Origin of the sequence: Paenibacillus solani, assembly GCF_050475945.1 — a bacterium.
GTDB classification, from domain to species: domain Bacteria; phylum Bacillota; class Bacilli; order Paenibacillales; family Paenibacillaceae; genus Paenibacillus_AQ; species Paenibacillus_AQ solani_A.
The window spans coordinates 37,418-49,671 of the sequence record NZ_JBCMXJ010000012.1 but is presented as its reverse complement, the minus strand read 5'-3'; the positions used below and the strand labels follow the sequence as shown (position 1 = coordinate 49,671).

Genomic DNA, 12,254 nt, shown 5'->3' with positions numbered 1-12,254 from the left:
TACCAGGTATCATTGACCTTCGCTCTGAGATTGCCGATAATAGTAGGATACGTTCACTATCTTAAGGGATTGGAGCCAAGCAATGAAATATCATAATCTGGAAGAATGCATCGTGGATCTGGAGAAAAACGGTCATTTAATACGAGTCCAAGAAGAGGTGGATCCTCATCTCGAAATGGCAGCTATACATATGAAAGTCTATGAAGCGGGCGGTCCGGCTCTGTTATTCGAGAAGGTTAAGGGTTCAAAATTCCGGGCAGTATCCAACCTGTTCGGCACAATCGAACGCAGTAAATTCATATTTCGCGATACCTTTGAGTCCACTCAGGACGTCATCGCTATTCGCAATAATCCGATGAAGGCCCTAAAGCAACCATTCAAGCATCTCGGAGCGGGACTTGCAGCCAAATCGGCACTCCCCATCAAAAAAACAGGCCTCCCGCCCGGCTTTCAGGAAATCCAGATTACCGATCTGCCGCTGATTAAACACTGGAAAGACGACGGTGGGGCTTTCGTTACCCTGCCTCAAGTATATTCGGAAGATCCCGAAAAACCCGGCATCATGAATTCCAACCTGGGCATGTATCGGGTACAGCTTACAGGCAACGAATATGATATAAACCGGGAAGTCGGCATTCACTATCAAATACACCGGGGTATTGGGATCCATCAGGCGAAGGCAACTAAACTGGGGCAGCCGCTGAAGGTAAGTTGCTTTATCGGGGGACCTCCCGCCCATACGATTTCAGCGGTTATGCCGCTTCCGGAAGGCATGAGCGAGCTTACTTTTGCCGGTTTGCTGTCCGGGCGTCATTTCCGTTACAGCTATGTTGACGGTTATTGCATCAGCCATGATGCAGATTTCGTTATTACAGGCGAGATCTACCCCGGCGAAACCAAGCCGGAAGGACCTTTTGGCGATCACCTCGGTTATTACAGCCTTGTTCACCCATTTCCTGTTATGCGTGTGCATAAGGTCTATGCCAAGCAGAATGCGATCTATCCTTTTACGGTCGTTGGTAGGCCTCCGCAGGAAGACACTTCCTTCGGCGAATTGATTCACGAACTGACCGGCGGGGCGATCCGGCAGGAAATTCCGGGCGTGAAAGAAGTCCATGCGGTTGATGCGGCGGGCGTACACCCCTTGCTCTTAGCGATTGGCAGCGAACGGTACACCCCGTACCAACAAGTGAAACAGCCGGCAGAGCTTCTCACGATCTCCAATCGGATATTGGGTACAGGCCAGTTGAGTTTAGCCAAATATCTGTTTATCGCGGCTGAAGAGAAGGAGCCTCTAAGCACACATCGCATCGAAGAGTTTATGACCTATATCCTGGAGCGTATTGATCTGCGCAGGGACATTCACTTCCAAACGAATACAACGATAGATACCCTCGATTATTCTGGAACTGGGCTCAATACCGGCAGCAAGGTAGTATTCGCAGCGGTTGGTGATAAACAAAGAGAATTATGCCAAGAGGTGCCCGCACTCCTGAATGATCTGCCTGGTTATTCACCAGCACGATGGATTATGCCCGGCATTGTCGCCATCCAGGGGGGGGCTTTTACGAGTTATTCCGAAGTGGAGCAGGAAATGTCACGGCTTAGCGAAGCGATTCGTGAGCGGGGGTCGCTCCCTTCCTGTCCGATGATCATTTTGTGTGATGACAGTGAGTTCATGAGTGCGAACGTAAATAATTTTCTCTGGGCGACCTTTACGCGCAGTAACCCTTCCCATGATATCCACGGCTTGGATAGCCGGTATGAGCATAAACATTGGGGCTGTGACACGGTTATTATCGATGCACGAACGAAACCGCACCAAGCTCCGCCGTTAATTCCGGACGCCGAGGTAGAGAGTAATATCAAGCGTGTGTTTGCGGACGGGGGCAGCTTAAGTCGTATCCAAGTCCGTGAATAACACATAATAACTGAGATATATTATCTCTAAAGAATCCAATAAATTTTCGCATTAAAAAGGGGCTGGCCCTTAGTCGTATTGACTATGGGTCAGCCCCTTTTGTTCATTTATGAATGCTCCATCTGTCTTATTCATTGGGCGATTCCTCCGCATCGAGGAATGGTTTGTTTACAAAGTAATACATAAAACCCATGAGCAGCACACCGCCAATCAAATTCCCAATCGTTACTGGTATCAGATTATGCAGTACGCCCTCTAGAGAAATCGTGCCTGGATGATTCAGTACCAGTGCAATGGCGAATGTGCACATGTTCGCAATGCTATGCTCGTATCCCGAGATGAAAAAGCAAAAGACAAACAGCATCATCGCAAACATTTTGGCGCCATCGCCCTTCAAGGACATCGGAATGAAAAACGCAAGGCATACAAGCCAGTTACAGAGTATCGCTCTGAAAAATAGCTGTAGGGTTGGTGTGGTCATTTTGTGCTCAACGACATCAAGCAAGAACCCGTTTACCGATGCATCCATGAATAGTCCCGTTAAGAAAATTAACAATGCAAACGCACATGCCCCTAAAATATTCCCGACGTAGCTGAAAATCCAAAGCTTGACGACCTCCAGCCACCGTAATTTTTTGCGAAGAGCAGCATACGTGTAGTAGAACGTATTCCCCGTAAACAAGTCCCCTCCCCCATATGCGATCAGAATGATCGCCGCTCCAAACGTAATAGCAGCCATCGGGTAGGTTAGCGGGGATTGCTCCAGATAAAAGAAGTTGCCTGTCTTGAAAGCGACAATGACGCCGAAGCCGATAAACATGCTGGCGAGCATGGAGCGCGCGATGTAACGCAGCTGGCTTTGTTTGAATATTTTGTGTTTTTTGAGAGCAAGCTGCTCCACTTTGAGTAAAGATTCGGTTTCCATAGTTCCTCCTGAAGATATCGATCCTATATAGATTACACGATTTTTCCAGTTATTCATATCATCTTTTGAATCATTACCCCATTTTCCTCCTGAAGTATAAGTACATGAGCGAATGCAACCTATTCAGAACGTATCATGGAACTGGAGGTCATCCAAATGATGACATCATACAAGGACACTTATTCAAATATCAAATCTGCAATGTCAATTTCATAGAATCGTAACCCTTTGCCCTTCAGCTTCATTTATCATGGAAAGATAAGCTTGCGCAACTGTTTAATTTTCAGCGCATGTGGTAATTAGATGCTACGAAGGAGAGGATGCAACATGAACTTGATACAACCCGTCAAATATGCAATCGTCACCTTAACAGCGGCAAGCGTTGTGGGCCTAGGTTCAATCGGTGTAAATCATGCTGTTTCGCCAGTGCAGCAGGCAGCAGGCGCCACGGCGGCAAGTGCCGACAATTACGCTTCCGAGCATGCACTCATGACGCTTAACAGCTTCTATAAACCTGCATTAAAAGGACAATTTCCTGGCGCCGTCAGCGGTTTAACGATCGGCAAAAGTTCGAAGCAGGACGTATATAAAGCCATTGGCGAGCCCTCAATGCCCGGCAAGGATGCCGATGCCTTCGATGTATATGGAGCTAATATGGGGAATCCGGGCTACGCTTTCTCGTACAAGTTGAATAAAATACGCGAAATGCGTTATTTTGGCACCAATGTGGAAAGACAGACGAACATCGGCGGCATTACGATGAAAATGTTGAAGCAGAACTGGTTCGCTCCGGATGCCACCACCACTTTCAACAATGGAAAAACCAAGCAAACGAAGCTCACGTATAATCGTGGAGATTACAAATTAGAGTTTATCTTTAACAGCAGCACGGACCTGGATCATATTAATCTGCTTAAAAAATAACGCTTGGATACCGCCATTTTTCCCGAGTGACAATATTCCATATAAAATGCACCAAGCCCGGTTTCCATGAGAAACCGGGCTTTTAACCTTACATCAACGTTTGAAACAACAGGTCCTCCATCCACTCTTGGCTTCGTTCCAAACTCTTAAATCCATTAGCCAACATATCCACCTGATCCTTTAAAATATGAACCTCGTCGGTCCCTTCTCGATAGCGACTCAAAAAATGCAAAAACACATCAACCAATCGCAATCGTAACAGTACCGAAATCGCGGTAATCTCCTCTTCGCTCAATCGCACAGCGCTGGCAAATCCTTCACAGAACTGCCGAATAGCTTTCCTCTCGTCCCGAATTCCTAAAAATCCCGATATGACCACCGCCGGCTCCATCGCCCTAACATCTCTCGTGCAAAATTCAAAATCAATAAGGGCGGAGACTATGTTCATGTTCTCCAAATCCACCAGCGGGTTCGAAAAGTTCAGGTCGCCGTGAATAAGCCGCTGCGGCAAACTTTTGATGGAATCCAGTCTGCTGCATATGTCGATGTATGCTTCTTGCCATGAATATAGGCAAATAAACAAGCATAGCGGCCACTTCCATCCTGAACTTGAACCAGCTTATCGCCGGATATGGTCGGAATTGGAGTTGGAATCGTAAAGCTCAAGTTGATTGGCTGCAATGATTCCAAATCCTCGATTTGTCACGATGCGTACTGTAAATGCGCATGACCGAGCGACGCCTAGAGTTATAAATAAAGCAGGTCGTATTATTCCAGCCCGGAGGACCTTTTACCGTATCTCCATTCCAATCTGGCCAATTCGCTTGCAGCAGCTGCTGAATCATGGCTGTACCTCTCTTACCTTCTTCAATTCTTCTACTGTTCCGAATATCTCAACATCGATTGATCCCTCACGACACGGAATCCACAATTCCCAGTTGAGCTGTCGGGCGTATTCCCGCTGCGCGCTGCCACTCGATATCGGTTGCAGTAGGATCTGTGGCACAAGTATGAGCCGCCGCGCATCGACCTTCCTCCGCTGGGCTTGTCATAGAAAGGATTGTCAGCTGAAGTTTGTTGATGATAAGAAGGGCTGAACCAATCGCCGCACCATTCCCATACGTTGCCTGACATATTATATAGTCCGTAACCATTCGGTTTATAGGCATCCACTGGCGCGGTACCGACATATCCGTCGCTTGCATTGTTTTTGACCGGAAACTTGCCCTGCCATATATTGCACTGATGCTCCCCGTCCTGCTTCAACAGATCGCCCCAAGGATAGGTCTTGCCCTTCAAACCTCCGCGCGCCGCATACTCCCATTCCGCTTCCGTGGGAAGCCGCACTCCTGCCCATTGGCAGTATGCTACCGCATCATTCCACGATATATGTACGACTGGATGATCCATCCGGGTCTCGATATTTGAATCCGCTCCCTCCGGGGCAGCCCAGTATGCGCCTTCTACCACCAGCCACCAAGGTACTTCTTGCGGGACCTGCTTAACACTAGCTTTAGTCTCCTCCGAAGCTAGCATCTCAAACACAAATGACCAGCCAAAGCGCTCCGCTTCCGTAACATATCCGGTTGCTTCTACAAATCGCCCAAACTGTCCATTCGTAACGGCATACGGTGATATTTCAAAACTGGAAATGCTCACACTGCGAGCAGGCCCCTCCCCGTCACGTGCAAAGCCCTCTTGCGAATTCGTACCCATCGTAAACGTACCTCCAGGGATAGCGATCATATTCGGATGGAGATCCGTTGGCGGTTGTTGCGGCTGCTTATGATCTGAGCCTTTTCTTTGACTGTCATGGTGTCCCTTCCGCTCGGCTTCGCCCAATTTCACGCTCGCCCTCGCGCCAGCGCAACAAGAATGTTGTTCTCCCATACTCGGTTCCTCCTATGCTTGATACAGAGAACAGGATAACCGCTATGTAGCGGTTATCCTGCTTTAATTGACGCTCTCATGTTCTATTATACGAAATAATGATCCACTATACGAACTCCCGAGGATGGCGACGCATTAATTCCGGAACTGCTTCACCCCGGCCAGTCTTCTTTAAACGCTCGATATATTGTGGCAGATTACCTTTAGCATGGTAAGGCCCGCCTTCCTTCATAACCGTCCATAACGGGTCAACATCAAATGGCATCGTTGACATCATCTGATCATGCCACTCATTCAGCAGATAGACGGCCTCCCTGCAAAGATCCGGTCTTTGAGACGCCTGATTATGCTGCTCGTGGCTATCCTCGGTGATATGAAACAGCATTTCTTTATCGAACAAGTGATAGCCGTCATGATACGTCCGAATGTAGAGCCAATCTCCAAATCGTACACTTCGCTGACAGACATGGGCACATTGGGATACCACCAAATACTCTCGGCCGCTGCCCTTACCGCTTTGCAATGTTTCCGCATAACTGGTTCCATCCCAGCTTGAAACCGGAGCAACATTCATATATTCCGCCATGGTAGGCAGCAGATCCAAATGATAATGCAGCTCGTAATCCGCTACTCCCTTCATAATGCCGGGTCCCCGGATAATCATCGGAATGCGGCAAGTGCCTTGATCCGCAGTTGCATGTTCTCCATAGATCCCTAGTTCACCCATATTCTCACCATGATCCGCGGTAATAATGATGACCAGATCATCCATCACGCCCTTGCTCCTAAGCAAGTCGAAGATCGCCCCGATATGCTCATCCATATGTCGGATACCGCAATCATACCCGTCAACCATCGTCCGCAAATCCTCCATCGATCGGATCTCACCGGGATGCCGTGGATAATCGGGGGATGTATTACTATTATACATGTTAATCTCATTCGCTCCATGCGGGCCAACCTTCTTCTGATGCTCTTGCAGTACTTCTTCCGTAATCCAATCCGGGAGAGGATCAGACTCAAAGGGATTTCCCAGCGTTTGAGGTGCCCGATAAGGTGTGTGCGGATCCCAGAAGTTCACGTACAGCATCCAGTTGTCATCCTCTGCGTTACGCTCCAGCCAATCCAGAACGACAGGTGAAACTTCTTCCGCTGATTCCATGCCGCCCTTGCCTGTATTGTACATTTCATTAAAACCTGCGTAGAAGGTCCATGCCGAATGCCGTTCTCCAAACGGACTGATGAGCGCTGTTTTCATTCCTGCCCGGCGGAAAATGGCTGGAAAACTCTCCGAAGCCAGCTTATCGTGGAAGTCACGGGTAATGCCCTCATGCCGCACATCGGCAGCCGTGCCACCATGGCCTACGACGCCGTTATGAATACCGAACTTACCGGTCATTAATGCGGTTCTTGAAGGAAAACAAGGAGCATCAGAGGTATAGTAATTGTCAAATCGTACGCCTTCTGCAGCGATTTGGTCAATATTGGGTGAAGTATTTCTATGATAGCCATAGCAGCCTAGATGATCCGGTCTGGTTGAATCCAAATCCAGCAATAACACTCTCATATTCAATCATTTCCTTCCTATTTTCAGTTTCACTTGCCAAGTCTTGAGGACATGTCGGCACATGTTAGCGTTTGCAGTTTACTGCAGTTGATTGAAATTATAGGCCGCATTCCTTGCAGAGTCGATGTACATTTCGTTATTTTTATGTACGATTCCACTCCGATTCGAACTAGCAATATCATAGAAATGAATGTACTCCTACTCAATAGAGGCATGAATATGATAGGCTATAGGTATAAAACCACTGCGAGGTGTTCGATCATGATCCAATTGATGAGCGTGAACTTTGATAATTACATACCGAATTGGCGGACACAGCTTGAGACGCTTACCTACAATGTCCTTGTGGTGGTAAGAGAAGGCAAAGTGAGATACGAAATCAATGGGGAAGAAATCATTGCCGAGAAAGAAGACGTGCTCTTTATCCCTCAGGCGGCTCAGCGAAGCGGCGGCAACTGGAATGGTGTTCCACACCAAAAGCATACTATTCTCTTTACGCTGGACCATCAGGGCTCCACAGACACAGGCATTCCCTTTCTGGATGCGGGTCAATGTTTGAAATTCAACCTGTCCCATATTCAATATGCCTATCATCGATGTGAGCGTTTGTACGAGGAAATGCGGGGCGGCAAAAGCTACCGTAACATGATCTGTCAGGGTATTCTGCAGGAGCTCATCGGCATGCTGGCCCGTGAACTCGAGAAGACTGAACTGACACCCAGCAAACGTAAATATGCCGACACCATCAAATCCTATCTGCTCGAACATTACCGTGAACCGATTGAAATCGATCGATTGGCTAAGTTAATCCAGCGTTCTTCCAACTATACTGCCGCACTCTTCAAGGAGGTGTACGGCCATTCTCCGATTCGGTATATGCATCAGCTGCGTGTGCAGGAAGCTTGCGGCCTGCTCCTTCATTCGGACATGAGCATTACTCATATCGCCCATTATTTGGGTTATTACGACACGTCCTATTTTTATCGGATGTTTAAAAAATACACCGGGCTATCTCCCACAGACTACGTGCATGAAGGAGATTTGTCCGATGTATCCATGCTGTTCACTTAACTCTTACTATTTCAAGAATCGGCAGGCTTTTGTCCTGCGAACTGAATGACATGGGACAAGCCTTGGTGCCCCTCGCCTTCCTTACGAAAGACCTCGCCCATGAAAAAATGAACAATTCGCCAATCCGCAAATAGCTCGAGGAACTCCTCGGGCCCGTATAGAAATTGCTGATCTTGCGGCCCACCGCTTCGATAAGGGATCTGGTAAGGGGAATACACTTCGGACAGGAAATACCCGCCAGGCTTTACTGCCGCTTTAACGCCTTCTAACGTCTTCATTCTCAATTCCTTAGGAAAATGCCCGAACACACAAACAATTTCATCCCATTGATTCTCAGTCCATCGTGCTTCCTCAAGGTCTACAAGCTCTGTCTTTAGCTGGACGTCGTTTGCTCTGGCCAACCTGTTGGCTTTCGCCAGACCGGATTCCGCATAATCCCATACGGTGACATTCATACCTTCACGAGCCAGAAAAACCGCATTCCGTCCTTCTCCCTCTGCAATAGCTAATGCCTCGCCCGTTAAATCTAACTTCTTATGCATATCGGCTATAAATACATTCGGGTCCGTTCCGTAGACATAATCCTCACGCCGAAACCGTTCATTCCATGAATTCATTGTTTGAACACCCCTTTGCCAAGATGATGATTCCTTGTTATTGTGTGGTCCATATACATAAGTAATCCTTCCACCATCTTACCATTCCTGTCTCAACGATGCAGATTCACTTCATATGTCCATATATGAAAACAGGTTTCCAAGTTGGATCATAGCATGTCAAGCCAGATTTTGACGGCTGTTGCTAAGATCAAGACAGCCAATATGATTTGCAGGAGCTTGGTATTCATCTTTTTTCCTGCCGCCGCTCCAAGAGGAGAGGCAATCAAACTGGCCACAACCATGATGAGCGCGGGAACATAATCCACCTGGCCCGTTGTCAACTTGCCCACTGTTGAGCCGATGGATGAGATGAAGGTAACTGCGAGAGAGGTCGCGATCGTCATTCGGGTCGGTATTTTCAGTACAACCAGCATGATCGGCACGAGCAGAAAAGCACCCGCTGCACCGACAATTCCTGCTCCGATTCCGACCAGTAAAGCCAGCCCAGCGGCCAGCCACTTGTTGAACTTGACCTGATCGAGCGGAATATCGTCAACCCCTTTGTTCGGAATGAACATCATGATAGCTGCAATAAGCGCCAATATACCATAGATGAGATTGATGCCGCCTTCACTCATCATTTTGGAGCCGAAGCCTCCGATAAAGCTGCCCAGCAATATGGCTGTACCCATATAAAGTATGAGTGATTTATTCAAATATCCGCCCTTGCGGTATGCCCAAACGCCGCCGATTGTGGCAAAGAATACCTGCACTGCGCTTATACCCGATACTTCATGTGCCGAAAATGTCGCCAGACCAAAAAGTGGCGGGATGTACAGCAGCAGCGGATATTTGATTATCGAGCCGCCAATGCCAACCATTCCTGAAATATATGAGCCAATGAATCCGATTAAAAATATGGTGATGATGAAGGTTAGATTAAGTTCCATCTTGCTGCCCCTTTCCTCTATCAAAAAGGGAACCGTTAGGGTCCCCTTTTTCTGCTTAATACTGTGTAATCCTTACTCCATCTTGTTTTGCACTAGTCATGGATCTTCTTCATTCAATTGTAGTTTTACATCTGAGTACAGGATCTCTACTTGGTTTAACGCACAGCACAGCGGTTCGGTCCAATCTCCATCTCACGCTGACGCTCCACGTCAGGAGTCAATGTACCCATGTTCGTTTGACGAATCTCCTGGTAGCTGTTTGGCTGCGGAGGCAGGTTCGTCGTAACCATCGCTCTGAATTCCGCTTCGTTCGCAATATTCAGACCATGGTTATCCCGGTAGAGTTCGTCTAGTCTCCTTGCGACCGTTCCATCCACATTCAATTCATCCATGATCATAAAGTGAGCCGGAAGCACGATCAGATCATCCGCAAGACGAGCATAACGTGAATAAAGCGTCTCCCGTAAATCGCCAACCCAATCCTCGGCAAGACCTGCAAGGTCCGGACGACCAATGGAATCGATAAACAGACTATCACCTGTCAGCAGGTATTGATCATCTATCACGAAAGAAGTGGACCCGATCGTATGCCCCGGGGAATAAAGGGCATCAATACGGATCGTGCTGCTGCCGATGACCACTTCGATGCCGTCTTCCAGAGCTTCATACTTAAAGACGACCTCGCCAGCATCCTTCGACGGAAGCCAGTAGAGAGCCCCGGTTTGCTCGGCAATCATCCGCCCGCCGGAGATATGGTCTGCATGCAGGTGGGTATCAAACACATGCTTGATTTGTGCACCCATGTTTTGGGCAAACTCAAGATATACCTCCGTCATGCGGGTGGCATCAAACAATGCCGCTTCTCCGTTGGATATGGCCATGTAGGACAAACAGCCTTTGCCTACCCGAACGAATTGATAAAGCTCGCCACCATCTGCTAAGTTACCGATCTTAAGTGGCACTAAATGTTCACTCCAAGCCTTCATTCCGCCTTTCAGGTATGCGACGTTTCGGTCCTGTTCTGCCAGCATCTCGGCTACCATGACCGATGAGCCCTCCTTGGCGCACACAACGAGCACTTCTTGATCCTTCGGGAGAAGATCCAGAATATCTTCTACCCCATCGATCAAATCGAAATAAGGAATATTCAGGTGCTGGATTCCTTCGCCTTCAATCTTCCAATCCTCAAAATCGGAAGGGTTCCGTACATCCAGGATAAATAAGCTCTCCCTCATCATTGCTTTCATTGCTGCCTCATGCACTGGCATTTCTCTTACTGTCATTGCCCCTCTTCCTCCTCGTATGCAAAGTAACTATTTAAATTTCTTCTAACTTTCTAAAAACTGAGCCTGGGATCATTTATAATGCAGACTCAAATGCAGGCTATCTTATTACATCCCGCTTAATCATTCAAACCTTCGGTTCGACCGTTCCACCCGCTCATACCCGGTAGTACATTCACCACGCTTTTATAGCCGTTAGATGCAAGCTTGTGGGCTGCCATATCACTGCGTGTACCGGTACGGCAGATAACATAAATTTCATCTTCCTTGTTCAGCTCATTCAGCCGCTGGTCCAGCTCGCCGAGCGGAATCGATAACGCTTTCGGAATATGCTTGAAAGCATATTCCGCCGCCTCCCTCACATCGACAATAACGATGGGCGCACCGCCCCCCAGCTTCTCCTCCAGCTGCTCATTGGATGCTACAACCGGATAGGTTTTTTCAGCCATTTCTTCACCTGAAGATTTGCGCAGATAGTGCTTCAACACCTCACCTTCTTCAATCGTTCCAAGATAATGGTGTCCCGTGCTTTCCGCCCATGCCTTCATATCAGCCTTGGAGCCTCTGTCGGTTGCCTCAACCTCCAGCACTTGACCTGCTTCAAGATCCTTCATCGCTTTTTTCGTTCGGACGATGGGCATAGGGCAAGCCAGCCCCTTGGCATCCAGCTTTACATTAGACTCAACGTTTGTCATAACAATTCAATCCTCCATTTTATAAAATACCACCAGGGGTATATTAAGTTTCAAAAAAAAGAGAGGGGCTTTAACTCACCTACCCTTACAACATGAACGATAGCTACTCAGTCTTTCCTTCCCATGCAAGCATGCCGCCTGTCATGTTGACAACTCGATAGCCCTGACCCTCTAGGTACTCCGCTGCTCGGCCGCTGCGGCCGCCTGAACGGCATACCAGAACATATTCTTTAGAACGATCAAGGTCCTGTTTACGGAACTCAATTAAACCAAGCGGAATGTTGACCGCACCTGGGATTTTCCCCTCTGCGACTTCTTCCGTTTCTCGTACATCGATAATATTTATAACCAGTCCATCATTCAGCTTCTGCTCAACTTCTTTGGGTAAAATTTCTTTCATCAGGGTTGCACTCCTTTGTTTGTTAAGAT

13 protein-coding genes are annotated in these 12,254 nt (G+C 47.8%); 3 read left to right on the top strand and 10 right to left on the bottom strand.

What is annotated here, in order from left to right:
• The first annotated feature begins 82 nt into the window (after positions 1-82).
• Entirely contained in the window at positions 83-1,921 is a 1,839-nt protein-coding gene (locus ABEQ74_RS13630; protein ID WP_430122716.1) for a UbiD family decarboxylase, read from the top strand.
• A 127-nt stretch (positions 1,922-2,048) separates the two neighbouring features.
• Here ABEQ74_RS13630 and ABEQ74_RS13625 read toward each other — a convergent pair whose 3' ends face one another.
• Entirely contained in the window at positions 2,049-2,846 is a 798-nt protein-coding gene (locus tag ABEQ74_RS13625; RefSeq protein WP_430122715.1) for a formate/nitrite transporter family protein, read from the bottom strand.
• 327 nt (positions 2,847-3,173) lie between these two features.
• On the opposite strand from ABEQ74_RS13625, the gene ABEQ74_RS13620 reads away from it, so the two are divergent.
• Positions 3,174-3,770 carry a YjgB family protein gene (locus ABEQ74_RS13620; protein ID WP_430122713.1) on the top strand — a complete coding sequence of 199 codons (597 nt, stop codon included), beginning with the start codon at positions 3,174-3,176 and terminating at the stop codon, positions 3,768-3,770.
• Between the two features lie 88 nt (positions 3,771-3,858).
• Here ABEQ74_RS13620 and ABEQ74_RS13615 read toward each other — a convergent pair whose 3' ends face one another.
• The 4 genes from ABEQ74_RS13615 to ABEQ74_RS13600 all read right to left on the bottom strand — a co-directional run bounded on the left by ABEQ74_RS13615 (position 3,859) and on the right by ABEQ74_RS13600 (position 7,227).
• Complete coding sequence (locus tag ABEQ74_RS13615; protein ID WP_430122912.1) at positions 3,859-4,233, bottom strand: hypothetical protein; 375 nt, start codon at positions 4,231-4,233, stop codon at positions 3,859-3,861.
• A 17-nt stretch (positions 4,234-4,250) separates the two neighbouring features.
• Entirely contained in the window at positions 4,251-4,451 is a 201-nt protein-coding gene (locus tag ABEQ74_RS13610; protein ID WP_430122712.1) for a hypothetical protein, read from the bottom strand.
• A 195-nt stretch (positions 4,452-4,646) separates the two neighbouring features.
• Positions 4,647-5,660 carry a formylglycine-generating enzyme family protein gene (locus ABEQ74_RS13605; RefSeq protein WP_430122711.1) on the bottom strand — a complete coding sequence of 338 codons (1,014 nt, stop codon included), beginning with the start codon at positions 5,658-5,660 and terminating at the stop codon, positions 4,647-4,649.
• A 106-nt stretch (positions 5,661-5,766) separates the two neighbouring features.
• Positions 5,767-7,227 (bottom strand): sulfatase, encoded by a 1,461-nt coding sequence (locus tag ABEQ74_RS13600; RefSeq protein ID WP_430122710.1) that lies wholly within the window; start codon positions 7,225-7,227, stop codon positions 5,767-5,769.
• A gap of 261 nt (positions 7,228-7,488) precedes the next feature.
• On the opposite strand from ABEQ74_RS13600, the gene ABEQ74_RS13595 reads away from it, so the two are divergent.
• Entirely contained in the window at positions 7,489-8,298 is an 810-nt protein-coding gene (locus ABEQ74_RS13595) for a helix-turn-helix domain-containing protein (RefSeq protein ID WP_430122709.1), read from the top strand.
• Between the two features lie 11 nt (positions 8,299-8,309).
• On the opposite strand, the gene ABEQ74_RS13590 is transcribed toward ABEQ74_RS13595, so the two are convergent.
• From ABEQ74_RS13590 to ABEQ74_RS13570, 5 genes are all read right to left on the bottom strand, one after another.
• Positions 8,310-8,915 carry a class I SAM-dependent methyltransferase gene (locus ABEQ74_RS13590; RefSeq protein WP_430122708.1) on the bottom strand — a complete coding sequence of 202 codons (606 nt, stop codon included), beginning with the start codon at positions 8,913-8,915 and terminating at the stop codon, positions 8,310-8,312.
• 149 nt (positions 8,916-9,064) lie between these two features.
• The gene (locus tag ABEQ74_RS13585; protein ID WP_430122707.1) at positions 9,065-9,847 is read right to left on the bottom strand and encodes a sulfite exporter TauE/SafE family protein; all 783 of its coding nucleotides are present in this window, start codon (positions 9,845-9,847) and stop codon (positions 9,065-9,067) included.
• Positions 9,848-10,002: 155 nt separating this feature from the next.
• Complete coding sequence (locus ABEQ74_RS13580; RefSeq protein WP_430122706.1) at positions 10,003-11,130, bottom strand: MBL fold metallo-hydrolase; 1,128 nt, start codon at positions 11,128-11,130, stop codon at positions 10,003-10,005.
• Positions 11,131-11,249: 119 nt separating this feature from the next.
• Positions 11,250-11,825: a sulfurtransferase TusA family protein gene (locus tag ABEQ74_RS13575; protein ID WP_430122705.1), complete on the bottom strand. Its 576-nt coding sequence runs from the start codon at positions 11,823-11,825 to the stop codon at positions 11,250-11,252.
• A 103-nt stretch (positions 11,826-11,928) separates the two neighbouring features.
• Positions 11,929-12,225, bottom strand: a complete 297-nt coding sequence (locus ABEQ74_RS13570; RefSeq protein ID WP_430122704.1) for a rhodanese-like domain-containing protein — start codon at positions 12,223-12,225, stop codon at positions 11,929-11,931.
• Between the last annotated feature and the right edge of the window lie 29 nt (positions 12,226-12,254).

Bases quoted from the DNA above. Each gene is read 5' to 3' on its own strand.
- ABEQ74_RS13575 (WP_430122705.1), bottom strand. From the start codon at position 11,825: ATGACAAACGTTGAGTCTAATGTAAAGCTGGATGCCAAGGGGCTGGCT.
- ABEQ74_RS13625 (WP_430122715.1), bottom strand. From the start codon at position 2,846: ATGGAAACCGAATCTTTACTCAAAGTGGAGCAGCTTGCTCTCAAAAAA.
- ABEQ74_RS13600 (WP_430122710.1), bottom strand. From the start codon at position 7,227: ATGAGAGTGTTATTGCTGGATTTGGATTCAACCAGACCGGATCATCTA.
- ABEQ74_RS13620 (WP_430122713.1), top strand. From the start codon at position 3,174: ATGAACTTGATACAACCCGTCAAATATGCAATCGTCACCTTAACAGCG.
- ABEQ74_RS13590 (WP_430122708.1), bottom strand. From the start codon at position 8,915: ATGAATTCATGGAATGAACGGTTTCGGCGTGAGGATTATGTCTACGGA.
- ABEQ74_RS13595 (WP_430122709.1), top strand. From the start codon at position 7,489: ATGATCCAATTGATGAGCGTGAACTTTGATAATTACATACCGAATTGG.
- ABEQ74_RS13630 (WP_430122716.1), top strand. From the start codon at position 83: ATGAAATATCATAATCTGGAAGAATGCATCGTGGATCTGGAGAAAAAC.
- ABEQ74_RS13585 (WP_430122707.1), bottom strand. From the start codon at position 9,847: ATGGAACTTAATCTAACCTTCATCATCACCATATTTTTAATCGGATTC.
- ABEQ74_RS13605 (WP_430122711.1), bottom strand. From the start codon at position 5,660: ATGGGAGAACAACATTCTTGTTGCGCTGGCGCGAGGGCGAGCGTGAAA.
- ABEQ74_RS13580 (WP_430122706.1), bottom strand. From the start codon at position 11,130: ATGACAGTAAGAGAAATGCCAGTGCATGAGGCAGCAATGAAAGCAATG.
- ABEQ74_RS13570 (WP_430122704.1), bottom strand. From the start codon at position 12,225: ATGAAAGAAATTTTACCCAAAGAAGTTGAGCAGAAGCTGAATGATGGA.